18 protein-coding genes are annotated in these 25,341 nt (G+C 64.7%); 7 read left to right on the top strand and 11 right to left on the bottom strand.

The window, feature by feature from the left end:
* Position 1: 1 nt before the first annotated feature.
* The 3 genes from ACZ1JC_RS02820 to ACZ1JC_RS02810 all read right to left on the bottom strand — a co-directional run bounded on the left by ACZ1JC_RS02820 (position 2) and on the right by ACZ1JC_RS02810 (position 6,163).
* Positions 2–1,654 (bottom strand): DUF6065 family protein, encoded by a 1,653-nt coding sequence (locus ACZ1JC_RS02820; protein ID WP_465139415.1) that lies wholly within the window; start codon positions 1,652–1,654, stop codon positions 2–4.
* A 97-nt stretch (positions 1,655–1,751) separates the two neighbouring features.
* The gene (locus ACZ1JC_RS02815) at positions 1,752–4,877 is read right to left on the bottom strand and encodes an autotransporter family protein (RefSeq protein WP_465139416.1); all 3,126 of its coding nucleotides are present in this window, start codon (positions 4,875–4,877) and stop codon (positions 1,752–1,754) included.
* A 383-nt stretch (positions 4,878–5,260) separates the two neighbouring features.
* Positions 5,261–6,163: a LysR substrate-binding domain-containing protein gene (locus ACZ1JC_RS02810; protein ID WP_465139417.1), complete on the bottom strand. Its 903-nt coding sequence runs from the start codon at positions 6,161–6,163 to the stop codon at positions 5,261–5,263.
* 134 nt (positions 6,164–6,297) lie between these two features.
* Between ACZ1JC_RS02810 and ACZ1JC_RS02805 the strand changes: the two genes are divergently transcribed.
* Complete coding sequence (locus ACZ1JC_RS02805) at positions 6,298–7,050, top strand: SDR family NAD(P)-dependent oxidoreductase (RefSeq protein ID WP_465139418.1); 753 nt, start codon at positions 6,298–6,300, stop codon at positions 7,048–7,050.
* A gap of 123 nt (positions 7,051–7,173) precedes the next feature.
* On the opposite strand, the gene ACZ1JC_RS02800 is transcribed toward ACZ1JC_RS02805, so the two are convergent.
* From ACZ1JC_RS02800 to ACZ1JC_RS02790, 3 genes are all read right to left on the bottom strand, one after another.
* On the bottom strand, positions 7,174–7,404 hold the full coding sequence (locus ACZ1JC_RS02800; RefSeq protein WP_465139419.1) for a hypothetical protein: 231 nt from the start codon (positions 7,402–7,404) through the stop codon (positions 7,174–7,176).
* A gap of 211 nt (positions 7,405–7,615) precedes the next feature.
* Positions 7,616–8,074, bottom strand: coding sequence for a pyridoxamine 5'-phosphate oxidase family protein (locus ACZ1JC_RS02795; RefSeq protein WP_465139420.1), 459 nt, complete (start codon positions 8,072–8,074; stop codon positions 7,616–7,618).
* A 149-nt stretch (positions 8,075–8,223) separates the two neighbouring features.
* On the bottom strand, positions 8,224–9,063 hold the full coding sequence (locus tag ACZ1JC_RS02790) for a LysR family transcriptional regulator (protein WP_465139421.1): 840 nt from the start codon (positions 9,061–9,063) through the stop codon (positions 8,224–8,226).
* A 96-nt stretch (positions 9,064–9,159) separates the two neighbouring features.
* Between ACZ1JC_RS02790 and ACZ1JC_RS02785 the strand changes: the two genes are divergently transcribed.
* Positions 9,160–10,614, top strand: a complete 1,455-nt coding sequence (locus ACZ1JC_RS02785) for an amidohydrolase family protein (protein WP_465139422.1) — start codon at positions 9,160–9,162, stop codon at positions 10,612–10,614.
* Positions 10,611–11,765 (top strand): amidohydrolase family protein, encoded by a 1,155-nt coding sequence (locus ACZ1JC_RS02780; RefSeq protein WP_465139423.1) that lies wholly within the window; start codon positions 10,611–10,613, stop codon positions 11,763–11,765. The genes ACZ1JC_RS02785 and ACZ1JC_RS02780 overlap by 4 nt, the downstream gene beginning before the upstream one ends.
* Positions 11,766–11,770: 5 nt before the next feature.
* Here ACZ1JC_RS02780 and ACZ1JC_RS02775 read toward each other — a convergent pair whose 3' ends face one another.
* On the bottom strand, positions 11,771–13,081 hold the full coding sequence (locus ACZ1JC_RS02775) for a sigma-54-dependent transcriptional regulator (RefSeq protein WP_465139424.1): 1,311 nt from the start codon (positions 13,079–13,081) through the stop codon (positions 11,771–11,773).
* Positions 13,081–14,817 (bottom strand): sensor histidine kinase, encoded by a 1,737-nt coding sequence (locus ACZ1JC_RS02770; RefSeq protein WP_465139425.1) that lies wholly within the window; start codon positions 14,815–14,817, stop codon positions 13,081–13,083. Before ACZ1JC_RS02770 ends, ACZ1JC_RS02775 begins: the two co-directional genes overlap by 1 nt.
* A 233-nt stretch (positions 14,818–15,050) precedes the next feature.
* Here ACZ1JC_RS02770 and ACZ1JC_RS02765 point away from each other — a divergent pair, with 233 nt between their 5' ends.
* On the top strand, positions 15,051–16,373 hold the full coding sequence (locus tag ACZ1JC_RS02765; RefSeq protein ID WP_465139426.1) for a dicarboxylate/amino acid:cation symporter: 1,323 nt from the start codon (positions 15,051–15,053) through the stop codon (positions 16,371–16,373).
* A 45-nt stretch (positions 16,374–16,418) separates the two neighbouring features.
* Positions 16,419–17,876: an alginate export family protein gene (locus tag ACZ1JC_RS02760; protein WP_465139427.1), complete on the top strand. Its 1,458-nt coding sequence runs from the start codon at positions 16,419–16,421 to the stop codon at positions 17,874–17,876.
* Here the strand turns inward: ACZ1JC_RS02760 and ACZ1JC_RS02755 are convergent.
* A complete protein-coding gene (locus ACZ1JC_RS02755; protein WP_465139428.1) occupies positions 17,873–18,778 on the bottom strand; it encodes a LysR family transcriptional regulator in 906 nt (301 codons plus the stop codon). The two genes, ACZ1JC_RS02760 and ACZ1JC_RS02755, sit on opposite strands and share 4 nt — an antisense overlap.
* 93 nt (positions 18,779–18,871) lie before the next feature.
* Between ACZ1JC_RS02755 and ACZ1JC_RS02750 the strand changes: the two genes are divergently transcribed.
* Together ACZ1JC_RS02750 and ACZ1JC_RS02745 are read left to right on the top strand one after the other, a co-directional pair.
* Complete coding sequence (locus tag ACZ1JC_RS02750) at positions 18,872–20,296, top strand: aldehyde dehydrogenase family protein (protein ID WP_465139429.1); 1,425 nt, start codon at positions 18,872–18,874, stop codon at positions 20,294–20,296.
* A 27-nt stretch (positions 20,297–20,323) separates the two neighbouring features.
* A complete protein-coding gene (locus tag ACZ1JC_RS02745; protein ID WP_465139430.1) occupies positions 20,324–21,199 on the top strand; it encodes an SDR family NAD(P)-dependent oxidoreductase in 876 nt (291 codons plus the stop codon).
* On the opposite strand, the gene ACZ1JC_RS02740 is transcribed toward ACZ1JC_RS02745, so the two are convergent.
* Both ACZ1JC_RS02740 and ACZ1JC_RS02735 read right to left on the bottom strand, forming a co-directional pair.
* Positions 21,174–23,921: an ATP-binding protein gene (locus ACZ1JC_RS02740; RefSeq protein WP_465139431.1), complete on the bottom strand. Its 2,748-nt coding sequence runs from the start codon at positions 23,919–23,921 to the stop codon at positions 21,174–21,176. The two genes, ACZ1JC_RS02745 and ACZ1JC_RS02740, sit on opposite strands and share 26 nt — an antisense overlap.
* Before the next feature lie 180 nt (positions 23,922–24,101).
* On the bottom strand, positions 24,102–25,202 hold the full coding sequence (locus tag ACZ1JC_RS02735; RefSeq protein ID WP_465139432.1) for a redoxin domain-containing protein: 1,101 nt from the start codon (positions 25,200–25,202) through the stop codon (positions 24,102–24,104).
* Between the last annotated feature and the right edge of the window lie 139 nt (positions 25,203–25,341).

The raw sequence follows: 25,341 nt of genomic DNA, 5'->3' as shown, positions 1-25,341 counted from the left end.
TCTAGCCCTGCGGATAATTGCGATAGAAGTCGTTCGGCCAGAGAAAATTGGTGTGGGTGATGGTCACGCTGAAATCGGTGGAGGTGACCTGGTGCCACCAGCCCAGCGGGATGAACAGCGTTTCCCCGGCCATCAGATCGACCTGATGGACGCGCATCCCCTTTAGCGAAGGGAAGCGGTCGATCACGTCCGGCTCCATCAAGTCCCTGATCTCGCTGTAGACGTGAAAGTCGTTGTGGATGCGCGGCCCTTCCAGCGGGCTGGCGAGCAGGATCCGCTTGCTGCCAGCCAGTTGCAGCAGCAGGTTGTTGGTCAGATCGTGGTGGAGCGGGGTGAAGGTTCCCAGCGGCCCGATCCAGGTCATGCCATGCGGCCGTTCGACGTCCCGCGTCAGGAACTTGTCCAGAAAGCCCAGATCGGCGGTTAGCGGTGCCAGTGCCGCCGCATTCGCCCCGGCATTGTAGGCGGTGAGATAGAGATCGTTGCCCGCGCCCGGCGCGCAGATGCGATCTATGAACATGTCGAACGGCATGGTGGTCTTGTGCGCATCCATGTTGCGTTCGAAGTCGGCGTTGCCGCTGCGTCCGGCCTGCACTTCGACCGGGGCGGCGCCGATCTTCGCTTTCAGGTAGTCCGGCGTCCAGCGCTGCAGGGCCGGCCAATCGGCAAGCTCGCCGGTCAGCAGGGCCGGCCAGTTGGCGGCATAGTGGCGATCGAGAAAGGCCTGCCTGTCGATCGCGTCGTAGCGCGGGATCTGGCGATTATCGGAAAGAGCGCCCAGCCGCTGGATCGATTCCATGATCCATTCCAGCTTGCCGGCCGGCTGTCGCGACACTTGCTGCGTACCATTGCCGGCGGCGTGCGGGCATTTCGAAGGCAGCGGCGTATCGGCATGAGCCGGCCCTGCGTGAAACGCTTCCGCCCCCTTGAATTCGGCAAGCCGCAGCTTGGTCTTGTGATCGGCAGGGCCCGGCGCGCCGGAGGCGTAAGTGCCGCGAAAATAATACTTCTGCCACTTGTCCGCCGGCGCAGAGGGTGGATCGGCCGCCATTCGGGCGTGAAAGGCATCGCGGCCGGCGCTCCACCTCTCGAATTGCGCTTTGAGTTCGGGCACTTCCTCGATCGGGCGGATTTCCGGCTCCACTTGTTCGATTGCGGCACGGCCGATCGGGAAGATGAAGCAGAACGGTTCGTTTTCCTCGAAGCGGATTACGTGATTGGGCCGTGTGAAGCGCCAGTTCATGGTGAAACTGTAGGGCGACCAATCCGTCTCGATCAGGCCGGAAAGCGGCGCAATACCGTCCTTGGCGGCGTTGGGCGGGCCGCCGGCCCAGAGGTTGATGCCCGGTTCGGTGCGGAACAGTCCCTCCACATGGAAGGTGAGCACGCCTGCACCGAACAGGGCGACCGGCAATGCCTCCCGCGCGTATCCAGGATCGGGGCGGATGACCACGTCTTCGGGGGCGCTGCCGCCGTTCCACTCGGCTTCGAAGCCGACCGGGCTCAAGATCTCCCAGCCATGGGAATTGGCGATGTCCAGCGGCAGGCAGCGATAGGCGAAGCGTTCGGGCGTGGCATCCATCCAGCCACGCGTCTGGGAAGCGGCGCGAATACGCGGCTTCCACCCCGAATAGACGTAACACGTAAGCTTCATTGCAGGCGACGACCCCCAAATAGGCACGGCGGCGAGTTCAGCCGGCGCCATGGTAATCCGGTGAACGGTAAACGAAAGGGCTGTGCCCTCTCACTCCCTACCAGACGATACGTAAGCCGATATTGCCGCCGATGGCATCGTATTTCCCCTGCGCCAGCCCCTTGGCCCAATCGACACCGGCGTGCAGCCCGATGCCGGGCCGGAGCATGGTGGTGAAGCCCGTTCCCAGTTTCAGCGTCGTGCTCTCGCTCTGTAGCTCCAGGACGTTGGTGTTGAACAGAATGTCGTTCTTCCCTGCGAAGTTGTGCCAGAGATCGACGTGGAGGAACGGCTGGAAAAACGCCGTTTCGGTGGTCGCCACATGCTCGATCCGCGCGGTGAGGCGGCCGGTGTAGGTGGTAACATCGTCGAAATTGATGGCCGCGAAGAGGTCTGCGGTCGGGTCGATCGAGACATTCTGGACGATGAACTGGCCCTGCGCCTCCAGCGTCCAGTCATCCGCCAGCTTGAACGGATAGCCCGCCTCTGCGGAGAACAGATAGGAGTGGCCCTTGAACCGGGCATTCACATCGCGATACGATCCGCCGTGGCCGGACAGCCAGGAATACATCCCGACGAGGTCCACATACCACTGGTTGCTGCCGATGTAGGTGGCATAGCCGCCCGCATTCTCCGATTTCAGGTTCAGGCTGCCGGCCAGCGCGTCCTGTACGCCCAGCACGTTGCCGCGCGTGGTTCCGGATGCCTCGCTATGAGCATAGAACGCGCCGAAGCGCACCTGTTGGCCATCGGCGTAGTTGCGCGAATAAATATCGAAACCGGCCTGGATGCCCCAGACGTGGCCATCGAACGTTGGCGCCAGCTGGTAGTCGGCGCGCACGACGGTCTGGTCGGCGGTCTGCTTGCGACTGTCTCCATAGAGGCGGCCCCAGACCGACGGAGCAATGCCGTCGCCCGACTTGATCAACTGGTCGCCCTGCCGCTCATGGAAAGTTCCCAGCACGCCGAGGCCCAATTCCTGCGCAATCGCCGGGACGAGCGAAATGGACGGGATCTCCGGTCGGATTGTCGGAATCGGCGTTGGCACCGGCGTTGGCGGCGGCGTTCCGCCTCCCGTGGGAGGCGTGGGCGTTGGAGTGGGCGTGGGAACCGGCGTTGGCGTTGGGGTGGGTGGCGGAGTGGGTGTTGGCGTAGGCGTTGGTGTGGGGACCGGTGTCGGTGTAGGCGTCGGTGTCGGTGTCGGTGTCGGTGTGGGAGTAGGAGTTGGAACCGGCGTCGGTGTCGGTGTGGGAGTAGGGGTTGGCACCGGCACGGGCGTCGGGGTCGGTACCGGCACGGGCGTCGGGGTTGGCACCGGCACGGGCGTCGGGGTTGGCACCGGTACAGGCGTTGGGGTTGGCACCGGTACCGGCGTTGGAGTTGGAACCGGTACAGGCGTTGGGGTTGGCACCGGTACAGGCGTCGGAGTTGGGACCGGCACAGGCGTCGGTGTGGTCGTGATGATCTCCGAGCGCAGGAACCAGCTGTTTTCAGTGCCGGCCGTCACCCCGCCGCGGTAGAGTTCGTATTCGTAAACGCCCGCTGCAACCGGGCCGGCCAGCGAAAAAGCGCCGGTGGTGGTTTGCGCGCCGTTGGCGGCGTCCACCACCCGAATGCCGTCCGCCGTCGTCAGATCGCCCGGGCCGTTGACGTTGGTGACGCTGATGGCTGTGGTGCCATAGCCCTGCGCGCCCTGGCCGCTGATCACCAGCCGATCGGACGGTGAATTGTCGTCCCCCAGTTGCGTTTGCAACGCCAGCCGTCCGCCGCCGCCATAGTAATTGCCGTAGACGGCAAAGCGGTCGGTCACGCTGTCGCCGGCGTTGGTCAGGTCGATCAGTCCGTAATTGGCCACCGTCACCAGACTCTGCGACTGGTAGGGCATCACATTGTGCGTGCCTCCGCCCGCATAGACCGTGCTGGTCGCATCGATATAGAGCCGCCCCGTGCTGGTGCCGGAATCGCCCAGCCGCAAAGTCGCATAGTTGGAAAAGGTCAGCGACGATCCGCTGATCAGGTCGATCTCTTCCCAGTTGTAGAAGCGGGAAACGCTGTCCCCGGCCGTCTGGTCGAAAATCAGCCGGTCGTCGCCCAAGCCGCCGTCGATCGGCATGTTGTTGGCCATGTTGGTGGGGGTAAGCTGGAAGAACAGGGCCGTGTCGTTGTCATTGCCCATGTCGATGGCGTTCATCGTGCCGCCCGACCAGTAGAGGAGATCGTCCCCGTCCTGCGTTTGCAGCGGATTGGTCAGCGTGCCGCCCGTCATGACGGCAAAATCCTGCCCGGCGCCCAGCATGACGGCGCCGTTTATCTCACCGCCCAGCATCATGAACACATCGTCGCCGGCGCCGGTGTTGACCCCGGTGCTGATGCCGCGCTGCGGACCAAGGAGCGTGTTGACCGTCCCCACGCGGTTGATCACCACATCGTTGCCGTCGCCTGTTTCCACCGCTCCGCTGATATTGCCGGCATTGTCGATAAAGTCCGCCGAAGTGCCGATGCTTCGGACGCTGTTGGAGATCAGCCCGGTATTCTGGACGAACACGCTGCCGTTGCTGTTGAAGTTCACCGTGCCGTTGATCGTGGCGATATTGAACAGCGTGTTCTGCCCGTCACCATCGATTTCGACCGCGTTGAGGACGGACCGATTGACCACGAGGTTCGCACTGGTCCCGTCCAGCAGCAACTGGCCGTTGATGACGCCGGAATTGTCCAGCGCATTGTCGCTGCCGGCGATGTCTACCGATTGAATGCTGTGGCCGGTTCCGATTGCGATATCGTTGATGCCGGTACCGTCGATCTGGACGGAGCCGTTCATGTCCCCATTCTGGTTGAACACGATTCGCCCGGCCCCGGCGCCAACCAGATTGCCGTTGATGACGCCGTTGTTGTTCAGCGTCTTGGTAAATCCGGCGGTGCCGTCCAGAGTGACGGCGGCCGGGAAATTCAGGATCGATCCGGCGTTGTTGATCTGCACATCGCCGGTTCCTTGCGCGATCAGCGGGCCGTTCAGCGTGGCGCCGGCAAGGATCTCCTCGATAAGATCCATGTTGCTTGACGAATATCCGCCGGAGACCGAGCCGGAGCAGGTCACCACGCCGGAGGCATCGGTCACGCATTGTTGTGCGAAGGCTTCCTGTGCGGCGACGGGCAGCAGCACCGTGGTGGCTGCGGCGCCCAGCAAGGCTTGCCGCAATTTCGTGCGCGATCGGAAAGCGGGTTCTGGTCCGGATAACCGCACATGCGGAGTTCTGCGTCGACCTGTCGAATGCGAAATCGATTCGGCCACGTTGCCTCCTGCGATTAACATCGGAAATGCCGGATCGGATCGCCCTGAGTCGATCACGCCTTTTCATAGGAGTAAAACGACAATCTATTCAATGGAATATCGACGACCTGTTTGAAATGCCGAGCGGATCTATTGAATCGAGTATGTTGATTTAGATAACATTGCACGTTCGTGGCGTGCGGCCATACCGCGACCAGGAATGGTTTACTGCACCTTCATTATGGCCGCGGGCATTAGTGGGATCGGCAGAGCTACCGATTGCCAGTGATCGACGCTTCTCAGCTTACGGCATCCAGGGTGCGGAATGTCGCTGCGAGGTGGTCGATGAAGGCACGCACGGCCGGAGGAAGGCCGCGGCGCGTGGTGAAGACCAGATGGACGATGCCGAGCTGGCCTCCCCATTCTGGCAATATCCGCACCAGCCTACCGGAGGCGAGATCTTCGCGGCAGGAATGGTCGGGCAGCAGTGCAACGCCCAGGTTCGCCATGGCCGCCTCGCGCAGGGCGGCAAAATCCTCGCAGGTCATGCGCGGCTCGTGGCGGTAATCGAGCGTCGCGCCATCGGGGCCGGAGAGGTGCCAGGTCACTTCGCCGATATGGTCACTCGACCCCAGCGTGGGCAGCGTTTCAAGGCGGTTGATCGTCACATCGCGAAGGCTTCCGGCGAGGGCAGGGCCGGCGACGAGGATACGCCGGGACTGACCGAGCGTGCGCATCGTGAGCGAAGCGTCGGTATCGAGCGTCACGCGCACCCGCAACGCGACATCGATACGCTCGGCGATGAGGTCTACGGCACGATCCGTGGCGATAAGTTGCAGCGCCACTTTGGGATAAGACGCCAGAAAGGCGGGAATATGGGACGAGAGCACTTCCACCATACCGCGCGGGCAACTGAAACGGACCCTGCCTTGCGGTTCGGCCTGGGCCTGCGCGACGAGCGCCTCTGCCTGTTCCGCCTCTTCCAGCATGGCGCGGCAGCGCGCGTAAAAGGCCTCGCCGACTTCGGTGACGCGAAAGCGGCGCGATGATCGTTCGATGAGTCGGGTGCCGAGGCGCTCTTCCAGCGCGGCGACGCGCCGGCTGAGCTTCGATTTCGGAGTGCGCAACGCCCGTCCGGCTGGCGCAAAACCCCCGTGTTTCACCACTTCGGCGAAATAGGCGTAATCGTTGAAGTCGGCCATATGCCTTCGCTCATCGTTCTTCTAGTGGAACGATGAGTAGCGATTTTGCTGTCTACAGCCAAGATCGTTCCGGATGCATTTGTTCTCCAGCGGCAGGGAAACGGTTCCCACCGAATGCATGAATGGAGAATGACATGGCTAACAGGTTCGAAAACAAGGTCGTCGTGGTCACCGGTGGCACGACGGGGATTGGTCTGGCGACGGCAAAGGCCTTCGCAGACGAAGGCGCATCGGTGTTCATCACCGGACGGCGGCAGGAAGCCCTCGACGCAGCGGTCAAAGTGATCGGCGGCAAGATCACCGGCGTACGCGGCGACATGAGCAAGCTGGCCGATGTCGACCGCCTTTACGATGCGGTTCAGCAGCAGCACTCCGCCATCGACGTGATCTTCGCCAATGCTGGCGGCGGCGAGTTCGCACCGCTCGGCGCGATTACCGAGGAACACTACGAAAAGACTTTCGACACCAATGTGAAGGGTGTGCTGTTTACCGTGCAGAAGGCCCTGCCGCTGTTGCGTGACGGTGCCTCGGTTGTCCTGACCGCCTCGACCGTGAGCATCTCGGGCACACCTGCGCTGAGCGTCTACAGCGCCAGCAAGGCGGCCGTGCGCAACTTTGCGCGTAACTGGATCCTCGATCTGAAGGATCGCCGCATCCGCGTGAACGCCGTCAGCCCCGGCGTCACCGATACCCCGGGTGTCGATGAACTGTTCGGCGGCGGCGAGGATGCCGAGAATACCAAGGCCTATCTTGCCGGGCTGATCCCCGCCGGCCGTATCGGCCAGCCCTCGGAAATCGCCAAGGCCGTGCTGTTCCTCAGCTCGGAAGAGGCAAGCTTCATCAACGGAGTGGAACTCTTCGTCGATGGCGGTCAGGTCCAGATCTGACCAAGGTTCCTGTGGCCTTCAAGCGCCCGCCCGCCGTCATCCGACGGCGGGCACTGCGCGTTGCGATCATAAGATCGCATGAAGCTGCGGCCGTTACGTCGGCGAGAGCAGCCTATTGGGTGTTCAACCGGCTGACACGATGGAATATTCAAGTCGCACATCGTCGAGCAGTCGCTCAATCGCAGCGCGCTGGGCATCGGTGCCACCAAGCCTGACATCCCAATTGCAATGAGCATGCGTCTGTGTGTCGCGCACGATGATCTTGCCGAGCGCCCGCCGCCATGTCTGCGATGTGCCGCCTCTCTCCCGGATAAGGCGGGTGATAAGCAGAAGTTCGAGGTCGGAGGAAGTCATCCCCACCGCTTAGCCGTTGTTGGCGGCTAAGCAAGCTGCAAGCGTTGCGGGCTTTTCTGCCGATTGCTTCCAGATGCCTGCCGGGATCAAACACCCCGCGTCTGCAGCTTAGAGCAGTTTCCGATCCGATTGCATCGGATCAACTGCTCTAAGTTATTGGTTGGCCGCATTTTCCGAGTCATCAGATGATTCCATCTGATTGGAAAATGCTCTAAGCCCCAGCAGTAGGAGCGGACTGGGCAAGCATGACCTCGCCTTCTTCCTCTCCGTCCCAGTAGTGCGCGCGTTCGCCGCTGACCTTGATCAGCACGAGGCCGGGCGTTTCCACACCGTCCGGCCACCATCGGTTGAGGCCGTCAGTCCAGTGTTCGGCAAGTGCAGACCTTTCGCGGATCAGGCTGGCCCGGCCTTCGACCGCGAGAAAGAAAGGACGGTGGCCAAGAATTCCGGACTTGCCCTGATAGCTGAGCGTGACGGCCGCATTGCTTGCGATATCGGAAACCATCCGGGTCTTCTCTTCGGTGAAGAACCAGGCATCGCCATCGTATTCGACTTCGCGGTTGTTGCTCATGGGCCGCGCGGCGATCGCGCCGTTCTGGGTATGCGTGGCCAGCATCGCGAAATCGATGTCCTTCATCTTCTCGGAAAGATCCTTGAGCGTCTTCGTCATGAGTGCGTTCCTCTGAAATCGGATACGCATGTCAAACGCACAAGGCGCGAACTCTGCTCTCGCCACCTTCTGAAATATCGCTCTGCCCGTCGCATCGATGATCCGGATCAGCGTTCTGCCGGCGTAGCATTGCCGGCACCGGGTGAAGCCTATGTCCGCCGTTCCAGCACGGCCTGCGTCATGTGGATGAGTTCGGCAACGGGCTCCGCATTCTCGCGCGCATAGAGCGAGACGACCATCGGCGCCGCGTCGCCCAATCCGGCCAATTGGCGCAATGTCCTGCCTTTCACCACCGAGCGCGGCAGCAGCGATAGCCCCATGCCGGCCTCCGTCGCGGCCAGAACGCTCTGCAGACTGCTGCCGGAAAAGGCGACATACCATCGCTGCCCTGCTGCTTCGAGCGCGCGGAACATCGTCTCGCGATAGAGGCCGCCGGGCGGGAAGGTTACCAGCGGCACCGGATCGCGGTCCTCCACCGTCTGATCGTGCGGGGCGAACCAGCCAAGCGGTTCCGGGTAGCTGGCGCGGCAATCGGCCGCCGGGCGGTCCTCTTTCACGACGACAAGGTCGAACTCACCCTGCCGATAGCGCGCGGCCAGATCGCGGCTGAGGCCGGTGACGACATCCAGGCGGATGCGGCTGTGGGCCGCCGCGAAGCCGGCAAGGCGCTGCGCCATCGCTGGCGTCGCCAAATCTTCGGGCAGGCCGATGGAAACGCTTGCCGTTCCCGCCGGATCACGCAGGAGGTTGCGTGCCTCCTCATCGAGTTGAAGGATGCGCCGCGCATGGCCAAGCAGCCGCTCCCCCATGGCCGTGGGGCACACCGGGCGCGCTGCCCTGTCGATCAGCGGATGGCCTGTTGCCTCCTCCAGCCGCCCCAGTTGCTGGCTGATCGTCGACTGCGTCATTCCCAGTTGCTCCGCCGCGCGGGTGAAGTGACCGGTGTCGACGATGGTCACGAAACTGCGCAGAAGTCTGGGATCGAGCATGACGAGTATTCACATATCGAATGATATGCATTTTGACATCTAATTTGTGAATGAAGTCGCAGTCTCCTATTACAGCGACAAAGGAGACAGGTGCCCATGAAGTTTCTCGCCCCGTTGATCGCCGGCCTCATGGCCTCCGCATCGCCCGCGCTGGCGGCAAGCGAAGGCGACGTAATGATCCGCCACGTCACCGTGATCGATGTCGAGCACGCGCGCGAGGTGAAGGATCAGGCCGTGGTGCTGCGCGGCGCGGACATCGTTGCCGTGGGCGGCGATGCCGCAGTCTCCCGCCAATGGCACGCGCAGGACGTGGTGGAGGGCAAGGGGCGCTTCCTGATTCCTGGGCTGTGGGACATGCATGTCCACTTCGGCGGCGGGCCGGACCTGATCGAAGAGAACAAGGCGCTGCTGCCGCTCTATGTCGCGCATGGCATCACCACGATCCGCGACTGTTCGGGTGACCTTCCCGACCAGGTGCTCGCCTGGCGCGGCGAGATCGCCAATGGCACGCTGTTCGGCCCGCGCCTGCTGACGTCCGGCGCCAAGATCGAAGGCATCAAGCCGGTGTGGAAGGGCACTATCGAGGTGGGCAGCAAGGCCGACGTCGATGCGGCGCTCGCCCGCCTGCAGGACCGTGACAAGGTGGACTTCGTGAAGATCACCGATAGCACGCTGGATCCGCAGCTGTTCCTCTATGCCGTATCGCAGGCGAAGGCGCGCGGGCTGCGCACCTCCGGCCACATACCGATGGCCCTGACCGTCGGGCAGGCGGTAGACGCGGGGATCAGCTCGATCGAGCATATCGACTATGCCTACAAGGCCGGCGTCAAGGACGAGGCGGCCATCGCGGCGGACTTCGCGGCCGGCCGCATCGACCGGGCGGAAGCGAACCGGCGGCTCGATAAGGGGTTCGACCCCGCCACGGCCATGGCGTCCTACCGCAACTTTGCGCAGAAGGGCGTCTTCGTCACGCCGACGCTGAACGGCGGCCGCGTGCTCGCGTGGCTGGACGCGGACGATCATGCCCACGACCCTTACCTCGCCTATATCGGCCCGAAACTGCGCAAGACCTATGATTGGCGCATCCAGCGCGCGGCGCAGGCGGATGCGGCGGCGATCGAGGCGCGCCACGCCCATTTCGAGCATGAGGCTGCCGTGCTGCCGATGCTGGAAAAGGCCGGCGTGACGGTGATCGCGGGCACCGACGCGGGCTTCCTCAATTCCTTCAACTATCCCGGCATCGGCCTGCATGACGAGCTTTCGCTGTTCGTGAAGGAAGGACTCACCCCCGCGCAGGCACTTTCCGCCGCGACCCGCGCCGGGCCGGCATGGTTCGGCCTGCTCGACCGCTATGGCGCGGTGAAGAGCGGCATGGCGGCCGATCTGGTGCTGCTGGACCGCGATCCGCTGAAGGACATTTCCGCGACGCGCGCGATCCGGGCAGTGGTGATGCGGGGCAAGCTGCACGACCGCGCCGCGCTCGACGCGATGCTGGCCGATACCCGCGCCAAGGTTGCCGCCTGGAACGCCGCCGAAGGGGAGGCTCAATGATCGATCGCCTCTTCACCAATGCCTTGCTGCCGGACGGCCGCTCGGTCGATCTTGCAGTAGGCGATGGACGCTTCGCCGCCGTCGCGCCCAACCTGCCCGCAGCGGTGGAAACGGTTGATCTGGGCGGCAGGCTGGTCCTGCCCGGCTTCGTCGACGGGCATATCCATCTCGACAAGAGCTTCGTGGGTGAGCCCTGGCAACCCCATCGCCCTGTCGAGAGCCTGCGGGAGCGACTGGCCGCGGAGAAAGCGCTGCTGGCCGGGATGCGCCCCACCGCCCAGCGCGCCGATGCACTGATCGCGCAAGTCGCGGCCTTCGGCACCGTTGCCATGCGCAGCCACGTCGATGTCGACGCCACCACCGGCCTCTCCCACCTCCACGCCGTGATGGAGGCGCGCGAAAAGTGGCGCGATCGGGTGGACATCCAACTGGTAGCCTTTCCTCAGGCCGGCATCCTGACCTGCCCGGGCACGGCAGAAATTCTTGAGGCGGCGATCGCTGACGGCGTCGAGGTGGTGGGCGGGATCGATCCGCAGGGCATGGACGGCGATTCCGACGGGCATCTCGATGTGGTGTTCGGCCTTGCCGACCGGCGCGGCGCCAGGATCGACATCCACCTCCACGAAGGTGGCGCCGATGGGATCGCGCAATTGCATCGCATCGCCGCGCGCACGAAGGCGCTGGGTCTAGCCGGGCGCGTCGTGGTCAGCCACGCCTATGCGCTGGGGGATGTGGACGGTCCGATGCTCGACGGCGTCGCTCGCGCGCTTGCCGACGCAGGCGTGGCGATCATGACCAACGCACCGGGAGACCGCGCTTTCCCGCCGGTTCTTCACTTGCGCCAAAACGGCGTGCGGGTCTTTACCGGTAGCGACAACATCCGCGACGCCTGGTGGCCCTACGGCAATGGCGACATGCTCCAGCGGGCCATGCTGATCGGCTACCGTTCAGGCTTCTACCGCGACGAAGACCTTGCCGTCGCCTTGGCCATGGCAACCGATGAGGCGGCGAGCGCGATCGGACTGGAAGTGCCCCAGCTGGAAGTGGGGATGCCGGCCAGCTTTGTCGCCGTGAACGCCGATGCGCTGCCGGCCGCCGTTGCAGCCCCGCCCGCCGATCGCGTGGTCGTCCACCGCGGCCGGGTATTCTGACGCGGTCAGTCTTTTCGCCGCAAGGCTCCAAGATCGATCGCGTGCTTGTTCACCTTGTAATAGAATGTCTTGCGCGGCAGATCGAGTGCGCGAATGGCCGCACCGATCTCGCCGCCAGCCGCTTGTACGGCTGCGATGATTTCCTCGCGCTCGAAGGCATCGACCCGCTCGGTAAGGCCTTTGGTAGCACCCGGTGACGGTGCGGGTGAGGGATCGCCAAGGCCGAGCACGAACTGCTCTGCAAAATTTGCGAGTTCACGCAAGTTGCCCGGCCAGTCATGGCGTTCCAGCATCGCGCGCACCGGGGCGGTAACGGCCGGCAAGTCACGGCCGAAGCGACTTGCCGCATCGCCCGCAAAGCGGGCAAAGAGTGCCGGGATGTCCTCCCGGCGGTCGCGCAGCGGTGGAACGCTCAGGCGCATGGCGGCAAGGCGATAGAACAGCGGGGGCAGAAGCGCAGGGGGCGGGCCTTCGGCGGCGTTCTGGCTGGTGGAAATGATCCGGACGTCGATCGGCAGCGCTTCGTCCCGGCGGCGCAGCACGCGCTGTTCGGCGAATGGCAGCAGGCGCTCCTGCAAATGGGGTGGGGCGCGATCGACGTCGTCGAGGTACAGCGTGCCGCGATGCGCGGCTGCAAGGCCGGGTTCGGCATGCCCGCTGGAGGCGAACAGTGGATCGACCAGCGCCTCGGGAACACCGGCACAGGCCAGCGGCAGAAAGCGGTGGCGCGCACGCTTGCCCGCGCGATGGATCAGGCGGGCGAGGAGATCCTTGCCGGTGCCCGTTTCGCCTTCGATGAAAAGGTCGATATCGGCATTGGCCAGAACCGGAATCATTTCGCGCAGGCGGCGGATTGCAGGGCTTTCGCCCAGAAAGACGGGCGCGTCGTCGGCCTCAGCCAGACTGCGCAAGCGGCGATTTTCCAGCGTGAGCGCGCGCGCGGTGGCCGCACGGTTGACGGCGGCGATCAGGGCGTCAGGCGCGAAGGGCTTGGTCAGGAAATCCCACACGCCGGCCTTGAGCATCTGCACAGCCATTTCGATATCGCCGTGACCGGTCACGAGGATCACGGGCAGTTCGGGATCGCGTTCGTGAAGCTGGTGGAACAGGTCGATACCCGAAACGAGCGGCATCCGCACATCGGTAACGACTACGCCCGGCCAGTCCGGCGTGATCGCGGCCAGCGCCGGGACGGCGGCGGGAAAGTGCTCCACCTCGAAACCGGCAAGGCGCAGGAGCTGCGCGGTCGAGCGCGCCAGATCGTCATCGTCTTCCACGAGTGCGATGCGTGGGGCAAGATGCGGCGTATCGGTCATCAGGCAAGTCTCAGGCGGAGTTCGAAGGTCGCGCCGGTTTGACCGGGCGCTGTATCGCGCGGCATCAGGCGCAGGGAACCGCCGAATTCCTGCGCAATGTCCTGCGCGATTACGAGGCCGAGACCCAACCCTTCGGTGCGGCTGGTGGCGAAGGGGGTGAAGAGGCGGTCGGCGATGTCCGGCGCGATGCCGGGGCCGTTGTCGGCAATGGTGAGCAGCAGGGTATCGCGCTCGGTTGCCAGGGACAGCACAATAAGCGGATCGGGCCTCCCGGCGAGCGCCTCGGTGGCGTTCTGGAGCAGATTGACCAGAATTTGTTCCAGCCGGACCTTGTCACCCCGGACCTTGAGATCTTCAGGTATTGCAGGCGTTTCGAAGGTCACTGCCGTGAGGCGTTCCTTGAGCAGCAGGCGGGCGCCTTCTAGCACTTCCGCAAACGAGACGATCCCCGTGCTGCCGTTGCCGCCGGCACTGCCTTTCCGCGCAAATCCCCGAAGCTGGGCGGTGATGACGCCGATGCGCTCGGCCAGTCGGTCTATCGCCGAGAGGTTCTCACGGACTTCCACGGCTGCTCCGAGATCCAGCAACTGGCCCGCCGACGCCGCATAGTTGCGAATGGCGGCGACCGGCTGTGCGGTTTCGTGCGCCACACTGGCGGTCACCTGCCCGAGTGTGGCCAGACGGTTGGCCAGACGCAGTTCCTCGCGCAGCAGGGCAGCGCGCTGTTCGAGCGTGGCGCGCTCGTCCATCTCCCGCCGCAATTCGGCGGTGCGTTCGGTGACGGCGGCTTCCAGCACGGCGGTGCGTTCGCGGCTCTGACGGTTACGCTGGACAAGCCAGCGGAGCGCACCGATCGCCACCAGCGCGAGAAGCGCGGCCACGATCTGGGCACTGCGCATCGGCGTCGTCACCGCGACCCGGATCGGCAGTGCAAGGTTGACTTGCCATCCGTCGCGATTGGGTGGGCTGGCGGCAGGCAAAAGCGCGCCGGTCCGCTCCGGCATCCGAAGCAGGCCGTCGCGGTCGATCGCAAAGGGCCTGGGCTTCAGTTCCGGTGCGCCGATGTCGCTGGCGACTGCCTTTCGTTCCATGGCTCCGATCGGGCGGGTCATGGCGAAGCGCCAGGCCGAACGACTGGCGACGAGGATCACGCCGTCGGAATTGGTCACGAAAGTCTCGCCGCCGGCGACGCGCCACTGAGCCTCGATCCTGTCGAAGTCCAACTTGATGATGATCACGCAGTTCCCGGCCGCTCTGCGGGCGAGGTAGAGGCCGGGAAGATGGCTGACCGTGCCGAGCGCAAATTGGGAACCGTCGCCGGTCCTGAGCGCATCGCGGTAGTAGCGACGAAACCGGTAATCGCGGCCCACGAAGCTGTCGGGGCGGTTCCAGTTGCTGGCGGAGATGGCGAAGCCGTCCGCACCGACAAGGTAGATCGCAGAAGCGCCGATGCGATTGGCGAAAGCTTCGAACTTGGCGTTCAGCCGCTTGACCGCGCCGGGCTCGGCATGGGCGGCAGCGATCACGTCGCGGTCGTCGGCCAGAGCCTGCGGTAGCAGGCGGAACCGGGCGATCTCGCTGTCGAGCAAGGCCTGCCGCAAGCGGGCATCGGCCTCTACCGAGGATGTGAAAGCGGCCGTGGAACTGCGGCGCACGATTTCCCCCGCGACGCCGCCTGCGATCAGGGCAGCAGCAAGTGCGGCAAGAAGCCAATAGAGGCCAGGGCTGCGAGTCACGGGGGCAGGTTAGACGGCAGTGCAGCGATGTGCAAATTTCTGCACATCGCTGCACTGCAATGTGCCGATTTCAGCCCAGACCCAAAGGCCTCACGCCGCGGAAATGGCCAGAAATCCGTCATTTAAAAGGATTGCAAAAATGTCTTTGGCCGCAGCGTGAAAGCGAACAGTTTCTGCCCAGCCCGCGATAAGCATAAGTCTTGCGCGTGCAGAGAGAGGAAGAAAGGCCTGCCATGCACACCCCATTGCCCGATACGCACGAGTCGTCTGCGCCCACGCGCTGGTACGGCCATCTCTACGTGCAGGTGCTTATCGCCATCGCGGCGGGTGTCACGATCGGACACTTCGCGCCCGCCACGGGTGAGGCGCTGAAGCCGCTGGGCGATGCCTTCATCAAACTGGTCAAGATGGTGATCGCCCCCGTCATCTTCCTGACCATCGTGACCGGCATCGCCTCTATGCGCGACTTGCGCTCGGTCGGGCGCGTGGCAGGCAAGGCGTTCGGCTATTTCTTCTTCTTCTCGACCCTGGCGCTGATCGTCGGGCTGGTCGTGGCGAATGTGGTTCGCCCCGGCCACGGCCTGAACATCGACCCCGCCACGCTCGATGCCTCGAAGGTCGCACTCTTCTCCGAGAAGGCACACGAAACGACGATCACCGGGTTCCTGATGGGTATGATCCCGGATACGTTCCTGTCCTCCATGACCGAGGGGAATATCCTTCAGGTCCTGGTGATCGCCATCCTCTTCGGCATTTCACTGGCCATGCTGGGCGATCGCGGCGCCCCTGCGCTCTCGCTGCTGGAGACCATTTCGCTGGTTTTCTTCAAGCTGGTGTCGATCGTCATGAAGGCGGCCCCCGTCGGAGCGTTCGGCGCGATGGCCTTTACCATCGGCAAGTATGGCGTCGGCAGCCTTGCCAATCTGGCCGGGCTGGTGGCGACGTTCTACCTCACCTCGGCGCTGTTCGTGGTGGTGGTGCTCGGCGTGGTCGCCCGGCTGGCAGGGTTCTCGATCTTCTCGCTGATCTCCTACCTCAAGGCCGAATTGCTGCTGGTGCTGGGCACGTCGTCTTCTGAAAGCGCGCTGCCCTCGCTCATGGAGAAGATGGAGCGCGCCGGCTGCCCCAAGAGCATCGTCGGCCTTGTCGTGCCGACCGGCTACAGCTTCAACCTGGACGGCACCAATATCTACATGACGCTTGCCGCACTGTTCATCGCGCAGGCCTGCAACGTGGAACTGACACTGGGCCAGCAGGTCCTGCTGCTGGGCGTGGCCATGCTTTCGTCCAAGGGCGCGGCGGGCGTTACCGGCGCCGGCTTCATCACGCTGGCCGCCACGCTGTCCATCGTGCCGTCGGTGCCGGTGGCGGGCATGGCGCTGATCCTGGGCGTGGACCGCTTCATGTCCGAATGCCGCAGCCTGACCAACTTCATCGGCAATGCCGTGGCGACGGTGGTGGTCTCGCGCTGGGAAGGCAAGCTCGACACCGAGCGGTTCAAGGCCGTGCTCGCCAATCGCGAGCCTGCCGCCGAGATGAGCCCCGCGCTCGTCTGACCTGACCGGATCGGGGGGCTAAGACCCCCCACAGGAACCACAGACATGAAGACAGTGCCTGCGCGGCTGCTTGCCGCCACCCTTTGCTGCGCCCCGGTTATAGGGCCGCTGCCAGCCCATGCCGAAGAAGTGAAAGCCCCGGTTTACCCGGTTTCCGCCAACGGCGACGGCGCGCTTAACAATGGCTACAGCATTTCCCGTTGGGCCGAGGACTGGCGGGTCATGGCCGACAAGTCCAAGCGCAACGACCCGCTCGACCGCTTGAAATTCCTGCCGCTGAACGGTGACGGTGACATCTACCTCACGCTTTCGGGCGAACTGCGTCTGCGCATCAACCAGACCACCAATCCCAACTTGCGCGAGGCAGAGGCGCAGCGGCAGGACATCTCCCGCGTGGTGGCCGGCGCGGACTTGCACGTGGGCCCGCACTTGCGCTTCTACGGAGAGCTGGCGCATGGCGGGCTTGGCGGCGAAAATCTTGGCGTCCCGTCCAGCAATTTTCGCAACGGCCTGGTCGCCCAGCAGTATTTCGCCGAAGCCACCGCGCAACTAGCCGGGCTGGACGTGGGCGTTCGTTACGGCCGGCAGGAGTTCGTCGACGGACCCAACCTGCTGACCTCGCAGCGCGACAACAACACGATCCACTACACGCTGAATGGCGTGCGGGCCTGGGTGCGCGGCAAATCCGTGCGTGCCGATGTGTTCGACCTTCGCCCCACCGCCTATGGCGAGGACGGTCTGGCCGACGACAAGAGCGATCCGGAGCGCCGCTTTTCCGGGGTGACGCTGGGCTTTGCCGTACCCAAGACGTTCCTTGGCGATTCCAAGCTTTTCGTCGATCCCTTCCTCTGGCGACGTCGGAACGGCGTTGGCACTTGGGGAGGGCGGATCGGCCCTGCGACGCGCTATTACGGCGGCGTGCATGTCTATGGCGATGCCGGGCCGATCAACCTCGACTGGACGGTGAACCACCAGTGGGGCGAGTTCAAGGACCAGAAAATCGACGCATGGCAGGTTCTGCTCGCCCAGTCCTTGCGCCTCGGTTCGGACAAGGCCGCCCCGCGTATCGGCGTGAGCGCGGACTATGCCAGCGGCGGTGGCGGCTATGGCGACGGCAAGCTGCGCGATGCCTATTCGCCGTTCGGCAATAACGTCTACTTCAGCTATCAGCTCTATCTGACGCCCACGAACATTCGTTCCGTCGCCCCCACTTTCAGCTTTTCGCCGCTCAAGTCCGTGAAGGTGAGCGCGGAATACCGCTTTGCGTGGCGCGACAGTGTCACCGATGCCGTCTATCGCGCCAATGGTCAGCCGTTTGCCGGCACCCAGAACGGCCGGGCCCGCAAAATCGCCGAACTCGCGCGGCTGCAGGCCGTCTGGACGATCTCACCGCGCGTTTCGTTCACCGGCCGCTACGAGCATCTTCAGGCCGGCCCCGCGCTAACCGATGCCGGATACAGGAGTTCGGATTTTCTCGCGGGCTGGTTGAGCCTGCGCTTCTAGGGGCCGGACCGCCGGGCATGGAGGCGGGCAAGGTCAATGAACGCCCGCAGCTTGGCGGGAACGTGGCGCCGCCCGGAATAGTAGAGGCAGAGCGGCGGCTCTTCCGGCATCCAGTCCCTGAGCAGCGGCGTCAGGCGTCCCTCCCGCACATGCGGCGCTGCCGTCTCTTCCGCCAGATAGGCGAGGCCCATCCCGTCCAGCGCTGCGTCGAGCATAAGCCCGCTGTCGTCGAGGATCAGACGACCGGGAACGTCCAGTTCCAATCGCTGGTCATCCCGCGCGAATTCCCAATGATAGATACGTCCGTTCCCCATGCGGTAGCGGATGCATTCGTGCCCAAGCAGGTCCCGTGGCTCGACCGGAATCGGACGATCGCGCAGGTAGTCCGGTGAGCCGAGGACGACGAGGCGTATCTCCGGCACGATGGGCACGGCGATCATGTCGGGCGGAACGCTGTCCCGCAAACGTATCCCGGCGTCGAAACCTTTGCCGATGACGTCGACCAGTGCCGCTTCGCTGACGATCTCCACTTGCATGCGCGGATAGCGGGCAAGATAGTCGCGGATCAACGGGGCCATGACGAAGCGTGCCGCGCCCGCCGCCATGTTGAGCCGCAACAGGCCCGAAGGTTCGCCCAGATGTTCCCCTGCGTTCTCGATCGCGCTGTCGATCGCGGCGAGCGCCGGAAGGACGTCTTCCAGAAACTGCGCGCCCGCCGCGGTCAGTGCGACACTGCGCGTGGTTCGGTTGAACAGGCGCACGTTCATGCGCTCTTCCAACGCGGCGATGGCATGGCTGAGGCCGGAGGAAGATACCCCCAGTTCGCGCCCGGCAGCGCGAAAGCCGCCCCGGCGAGCGACGGTGGCGAAGGCTTCCAGTTCGGCCAGGCTTGCCTTGGGCATTGCGCGATATTCCTTATCAACCTGTCTCTTATTGTCCTTCTAATCGGAACAGCGTGCCGGTTCCATATCGCCAACGAGCAATGGAGACCGACAATGCGGAATATCGACAAGATCTACATCGACGGCGCTTTCGTGACGCCGCACGGCGATGAACGCTTCGACCTCTTCAATCCCGCCACCGAAGACAGGATCGGTTCCGTGCGGCTGGGCGACGCGGAGGATGTCCGGTTGGCGGTCGCGGCAGCCAAGCGGGCGTTCCCCGGCATGGCCCGCACCACGAAGGCGGAGCGGATAGCGATGCTTCATCGTTTGCGGGACGCCGTGACGGCCCGGACCGGCGATCTGATCGCCGCGATGACCGAAGAATATGGCGCGCCGGCCTACTTCACCGGGTTTTCGGTGCAGAACACCGCCTCGGTCTTCGAAGTCATGGCAGCGTCGGTGGAGGACTATGCCTTCGATCGGATGGCAGGCTCCAGCGCGGTGACGATGCTGCCGCTCGGCGTTATCGGGGCGATCACCCCGTGGAACAGCAATTTCGGCTTCATCGCCACCAAGCTGGCCCATGCCATCGGCTCGGGATCGACGATCGTCATCAAGCCCGCCGAGCAGAGCGCGATCCAGACGCAGGTTCTGCTCGAATGTCTGCATGAGGTGGGGTTGCCGAAGGGCGTGCTCAATGTCGTGAACGGCACTGGCCCGGAAGTCGGCGCGGCGTTGACGGCGCATCCCGATGTGGCGCTGATCACCTTCACCGGATCGACGCCGGCGGCGAAGATCATCCAGCGTTCGGCGCTGGAGACGATGAAGCGGCTGGTGCTGGAACTGGGCGGCAAGAGCCCGACGATTATCCTGGACGATGCCGATCTCGACACGGCAATCCCGATCGCGCTGATGAGCGGCTTTGCCAACAGCGGCCAGGCCTGCGTCGCCGGATCGCGCATTCTGGTGCCGCGCGCGCGCCGGGAAGAGATCGTCGCGCGGCTGAAGCATGAGGCGGAACGGCTTAAGGTCGGCATCCCCACCGATCCGGAAGTGCGCATCGGCCCGCTCGCCAATGCCGCGCATTGGGAGCGTGTGCAGGGCTGGATCCGCCTTGGTCTGGAGGAAGGCGCAAGCTTGCTGACCGGCGGTGAGGGGAGGCCTGCCGGGCTCGACAAAGGCTGGTTCGCAAGGCCGACGATCTTCACCGATGTCACCAATTCCATGCGCATCGCTCGCGAGGAGATATTCGGCCCGGTCCTGAGCGTCATCACGTACGAGGATGAGGCCGAAGCCATCGCGATCGCCAACGATTCCGACTTCGGGCTTCAGGCCTATGTTCTCTCTGCGGACGAAGGCCGTGCCCTTCGTGTTGCGCGGCAATTGATTGCCGGGCGCGTCGTCATCAACGGCGCGCCGCACGATCCCCGCGCTCCGTTCGGGGGCTTCCGCCAATCCGGCCTTGGGCGCGAGATTGGCGCCTATGGTCTCGACGCCTTTCTCGAACCGCGCGCGATCCTGAAGCCCGCCGCCTGAACCCTCCTCCGATAGAAAGCAGAAGACATGCAAAAGACCTGGATCATCACCGGAAGTGCGCGCGGGCTTGGCCGCGCCATCCTGACAGCCGTGCTGGAAAGCGGCGACAACGTGCTCGCCACCGCCCGCAACCCGGCGCGGCTTGCCGACCTCAAGGCGCTTTACGGCCGCCGCCTGGAACCCTTCGCACTGGATGTGACGGACGAGGGCCGCGCCGACGTTGCCGCCGCTGCCGCAATCGCGGCCTTCGGGCAGATAGACGTGCTGGTGAACAATGCCGGCTACGGCCATTTCGAAGCGTTCGAACAGAAATCCTCCGCCGATTTCCGCGCCGAAGTGGAGACCAACCTGTTCGGCGTCGTCAACCTGACGCGCGCGGTGCTGCCTTACATGCGGGAGCGCCGCTCGGGGCATATCCTCAATGTGTCCTCGGTGGGCGGACGCGTCGGCACGCCGGGGCTTTCGGCCTATCAGGCCGCGAAATGGGCAGTCGGCGGCTTCACCGAAGTGCTGCGCGGCGAAGTCGCGCATCTGGGCATCCGCATCGTCTCGCTGGAACCGGGCGGGATGCGCACGGACTGGGCCGATATCGCGGGCAATGCCGCTGCAAGCACCGTGCTGCCGGACTATGAGGAAACGGTCGGCGCGACGCTGGCGCGGATCAGGGCCTATGCGGGCAACGAAGTGGGCGACCCGGCGCGTATCGCGCAGGTCATCCTCCAGCTTGCCCGCCGCGATGATGTGCCCGCCCATCTGGTGCTGGGCACGGATGCGCTCGCCTCGTTCGATGCCGCCGAAACCGAGCGCCGCGAGGCGCATGCACGATGGCTCGGCGTCAGCCGCGCCACCGTGTTCGGCGGCCCCGAAGGTGAGGCGCTCAGCGCGCTCTTGGCTCCGGACTGACGGCGTGGGCGATCAGCCCCGCCCGATCGGCGCCTACGCGCATTTCCCAGGCGCGCGCGCCCTGCTGGCGGGCGACTGACCCCGCCTGTTCCAGTGCGGCAAGCGCTTCCTCCACCGCACCTCCGGCACCGGCGATGGCCGCCTTGACCCTGAGCAGTTCGGGCAAGGCGATCAATTCGCCGGTATCGGTGCACCGGGCGATCGTGGTTTCCACCAGTCGGCGCGCTTCGGCCGGCCGGCCGGCTGCCGCCAGCCCGCGCGCAAGCGCGATCGAGAACGGGGTCGTCAGCAGTTCGTAGCGCGCACCGCGTAACTGCGAGAGGCTGTCCTCCAGCGCTTCGACGGCTTCGGCATAGCGTCCCTGTTCGATGGCCAATTCGCCCCCGAAGCCTTGTGCCGCCGCGATATAGGGCCCCAGGGCATCGGTCTGCGCGCATTCGCGGAATGTGCCGAGCGCCATTTCCGCCCGCGCGATGTCGCCCATCCAGAAGTGAACCGACAGCGACCAGATCAGCGCGATGCAATGCGTGACCGGGTGATCCAGCGCCGCGGCTTCCGCCACGGTCTGCTCGGCCAGACGCTGCGCTGCATCGGGCTCACCCGTCAGCCACAGTACGCGCGCCAGCGCGATCGCGGACCGGTTGCGATGATCGAAGCCGTAAGCGATCGTGCGATTGCGCTGTGAGGGGGCGCTGTTCTCCAACGCGCGCTCCAGATCGGCGCGCGCGCGGATCTGGTTTCCGGCCAAGTGATGGGAAATCCCCGAAAGCGAGCAGGCGACGGCCAGCGCTTCCGGTTCGCCGATATCTTCCGCCACGGCAATCGCCTGCTCGGCATGGGCCGTGGCGACGGCATATTCGCCGATCCGCTCATGAAAGATATGCAGACGGCCCAACATGCACAGGCGGCTCCAGCGGTCTTCCACCAGAGTGGCGACTTCCAGCGCGCGGGCCAGCGCCTTGCCGGCTTCGGGGCTGTTCCCCCGCGTGAACATCAGGGCGATGCCAAGCGCACCCTGCAATTCCAGTTCCATCGCCGTGCCGCGCTGTTCGGGTTCCAGCGCCGCGATGGCCCGGGCGGCCCAAGTGCGGCATTCGATCAAGTGCGAAAGATTGAGGAATACTCGCATACTCGCCGTCGCCAGGCGCACGGCAAGGCGGATATCGCCATCCGGCCCGAACGCCCAGTCGAGCGCGCTGCGGATATTGCCCAGTTGCGGGCGCAGCGAACGCGTGTCCTGAAAGGCGGCGCTATCCTGCGCGGCGATGGCTTCCAGTTCCGAGAGAAAGAACATGGCGTGCCTGCGCGTCGCGGCTCGGTGTGCCTCGTTGCCGGATGCCGCCAGTTTTTCGCGGGCATAGGCACGGGTCATTTCCAACAGGCGATAGGTGCCAGACCCGCGCGCACGGTTCGCCGTTATCAGCGACTTGGCGGCCAGATCGTCGAGCGCAATCGCCGCCTCGTCATACCCCAGCGCCGCGTCGGTCACGACATCGAGTGCCGCGTCGACGGAAAACGGCCCGACGAACACGCCCAGCCGGTCCAATACCGTGCGCTCTGTCGGGGAAAGCAGGTCGTAGCTCCAGTCCAACGTCGCGCGCAGGGTCTGCTGGCGTGGCTGCGCGGTGCGGCGGCCGGACCAGGCCAGGCTGAAACGCTCCCCGATCTGGCGCGCGGTTGCCGCGATTCCGTGCGTGGCGACGCGCACGGCGGCCAGTTCCATGGGCAGCGCCATCCCGTCCAGCCTTTGGCACATGTCCGCGATCAGGCGGGCGTCGTCATCGCCGATTTCCAGCGTGCTGTCGGCGGCGTGCGCACGTTCCCAAAACAGCTCCACCGCCGGGTAGGCGAGCAGTTCCTCGCGCGACAGCCCTTTCACCTCCTGCGGATAGTCCAGCGCATCAAGGCGGTGGACATGTTCGCCTAGCGCCCGCAGCGGCTCGCGCGAGGTGGTGACGATGCGGGCCTCAGGCGCCGCTTCGATGATGCGCTCGACGATTTCCGCCGCCTGTTCGATCACATGCTCGCAATTGTCGAGCAGGAGCAGGAAAGGCCCGCCGCGCAAGTGGCCGAGGATGACGGCGGCAGGATCGCCGCTCTGCACCGAAATGCCCATGGCGCCGGCGATCATCGGCGGCACCAGGGCAGGGTTTTCCAGCATGCCGAAGTCGACGAAAGCCGCTTGCCCGGCGAAATGCGCGGTCAAGCGGTGGCCGATCTCGATCATCAGAGAGGTCTTGCCCACCCCCGCCGGGCCGGCGATCGTGAACAGCGGGGTATCGACCACACGCGCCAGCAGCAGATCGAGGTCCCGCTCGCGGCCGATCAGATGCGGCAGCGGCGGGGGGATATTGGTGGCAAAAGCCGCCGGAGCGGGAACTGCTTGGGCAACCGCGACGACATGCTCCTGCCGTTCCCCTTCAAGCCGCTCCACGGGGGCGACAAACGCGTAACCCACGCCGACTTGCGTGGCGATGAAACGGCTGCCGTCACCTTCGCCCAGCAGCTTGCGGAGGCCCGCCATATGGAAACGCAGGCTGCCATCTTCGACGACGACGTCGGACCAGACCCGCTTCAGCAGTTCGCGCTTTGACAGCACGCGGCCCGGCTGTTCAGCCAGTGCCACGAGCAAGTCGAACGAGCGCCCGCCGATTTCGACCGGTTGCCCGTCGCGCGTGAGCAGGCGCTTGGCCGGATGGAGGCAGAAACGGCCGAAGACCATTCGCTCGCCCAGGTCCGGCCTGTCCGGGATTTGACTTTCGCCCTGCGCCACGATGCCGTTTTACCCCTACCTCATTAAAATACCGCACTTTATCATACCGCAGAGCGGCATGTTCCGGCTACCTATACGATGGTTGCCGGTCGTGGGAGGGGCTTTATTGGGATCGGCGACGGGATCAATTCATCCGAAAGTGAACGAGTAGGCGCGCACCCCAGGACGCGAGAACTCTATACGCACGGTGCGGTCGGAAACGGACCCGCGCTGGCGGACCAATTGATAGAGCCGGTCCTGCCGCAACTCACCCCATCCGGCGGCGTCGGTGTCGGTGCCGTGATCGGCGCCGGGGGCCTTGCCGTCGATCGTCACCCGAAAGCGCACCGGCTGTCCATCGGCCGGCGCGCCGAGCACGGCATGGGCATCGCGCGCATGGAAATGAAAACGGATCGCGCCGCCGGGCTGGTCGAGCCGGGCGAACTCGCGCGAGACGGTCCAGCTTCCGGTCAGATCCCAGCGGTTCAACGGAAGTGATGACGCGGGGGCGTAGGCGGCTGAACCATCGCGGCGCAGTCCGCCAGGGGAGGCGAAAGCCTGCGCCTTGGCATAGCCGAGATAGGCTTCGGGCGATTGCAGGTTGGACCAGTCCGCCTGCGCCTCCACGCCCGCCGCGTCGATCGGAGCTACGGGTAGGCCAGACATGTCATGCCCGGCTTCGACAAGGAGCTTGCGGATCAGTCGCTCCGCCTCGGCATAATTGCCTTCGCCCACGGTATAACCGCGCACGCGGCCATGGGCGTCGATGATGTAGAACCCCGGCCAGCCCTCGTTCCCGAACGCGCGCCAAACGGCATAGTCGTTGTCCTGAAGGTTGGGGTAGCCGACGCCGAGCGCCTGCGTGGCGGCGCGCACTTTGCCGGGATCGTGCTCGAAATCGAACTCGGGCGCGTGAACGCCGATGACGGTCAGGCCCTTGTCGCCGTATCGCGCGTTCCAGGCGCGCAGGTAGGGTAGGGCGCGCAGCGAGTTGATGCACGAATAGGTCCAGAAATTGACCACCACCACTTTGCCGCGCAGCGAAGGCGCGACCCCGCCCAGCCATGGGCGTGCCCCGTGCTGCGCTTGCAGTACTTGCAGTGGGCGCGGCGTTGCATCGATTGGCGCAGAAGCAATGGCATCGTCGTCCGCCGGAGCGCGCGCCAGCGCCTCCCGCCAGCACGTCGCGGTGGTGGTGCCCGCCGCCATCAGGGCAGCGGCGATGAAGCCTATCGAGCGGTTCGTGGTCATGGCGGATATCCTCTGTTGATCCGGAAACGGATCTACGACGCCCGCCGGCGCGCCTCACGCCAGTTGCTGATGGCCAGCGTTAGCAGGTGACTGAAAGGCACCTAAGCACACCCTAACAGCACATTACGCCACCTAACGG

The sequence above is a fragment of the Sphingomonas sp. BL-S-28 genome, assembly GCF_055521515.1.
This window is presented reverse-complemented; position numbering and strand designations above follow the sequence as displayed.

What these genes read in the sequence shown, in the direction of transcription:
- ACZ1JC_RS02750 (WP_465139429.1), top strand. Translation starts at nt 18,872, where the DNA reads ATGCGGAATATCGACAAGATCTACATCGACGGCGCTTTCGTGACGCCG.
- ACZ1JC_RS02785 (WP_465139422.1), top strand. Translation starts at nt 9,160, where the DNA reads ATGAAGTTTCTCGCCCCGTTGATCGCCGGCCTCATGGCCTCCGCATCG.
- ACZ1JC_RS02760 (WP_465139427.1), top strand. Translation starts at nt 16,419, where the DNA reads ATGAAGACAGTGCCTGCGCGGCTGCTTGCCGCCACCCTTTGCTGCGCC.
- ACZ1JC_RS02800 (WP_465139419.1), bottom strand. Translation starts at nt 7,404, where the DNA reads ATGACTTCCTCCGACCTCGAACTTCTGCTTATCACCCGCCTTATCCGG.
- ACZ1JC_RS02805 (WP_465139418.1), top strand. Translation starts at nt 6,298, where the DNA reads ATGGCTAACAGGTTCGAAAACAAGGTCGTCGTGGTCACCGGTGGCACG.
- ACZ1JC_RS02755 (WP_465139428.1), bottom strand. Translation starts at nt 18,778, where the DNA reads ATGCCCAAGGCAAGCCTGGCCGAACTGGAAGCCTTCGCCACCGTCGCT.
- ACZ1JC_RS02740 (WP_465139431.1), bottom strand. Translation starts at nt 23,921, where the DNA reads ATGGTCTTCGGCCGTTTCTGCCTCCATCCGGCCAAGCGCCTGCTCACG.
- ACZ1JC_RS02820 (WP_465139415.1), bottom strand. Translation starts at nt 1,654, where the DNA reads ATGAAGCTTACGTGTTACGTCTATTCGGGGTGGAAGCCGCGTATTCGC.
- ACZ1JC_RS02775 (WP_465139424.1), bottom strand. Translation starts at nt 13,081, where the DNA reads ATGACCGATACGCCGCATCTTGCCCCACGCATCGCACTCGTGGAAGAC.
- ACZ1JC_RS02810 (WP_465139417.1), bottom strand. Translation starts at nt 6,163, where the DNA reads ATGGCCGACTTCAACGATTACGCCTATTTCGCCGAAGTGGTGAAACAC.
- ACZ1JC_RS02765 (WP_465139426.1), top strand. Translation starts at nt 15,051, where the DNA reads ATGCACACCCCATTGCCCGATACGCACGAGTCGTCTGCGCCCACGCGC.
- ACZ1JC_RS02795 (WP_465139420.1), bottom strand. Translation starts at nt 8,074, where the DNA reads ATGACGAAGACGCTCAAGGATCTTTCCGAGAAGATGAAGGACATCGAT.
- ACZ1JC_RS02735 (WP_465139432.1), bottom strand. Translation starts at nt 25,202, where the DNA reads ATGACCACGAACCGCTCGATAGGCTTCATCGCCGCTGCCCTGATGGCG.
- ACZ1JC_RS02790 (WP_465139421.1), bottom strand. Translation starts at nt 9,063, where the DNA reads ATGCTCGATCCCAGACTTCTGCGCAGTTTCGTGACCATCGTCGACACC.
- ACZ1JC_RS02745 (WP_465139430.1), top strand. Translation starts at nt 20,324, where the DNA reads ATGCAAAAGACCTGGATCATCACCGGAAGTGCGCGCGGGCTTGGCCGC.
- ACZ1JC_RS02780 (WP_465139423.1), top strand. Translation starts at nt 10,611, where the DNA reads ATGATCGATCGCCTCTTCACCAATGCCTTGCTGCCGGACGGCCGCTCG.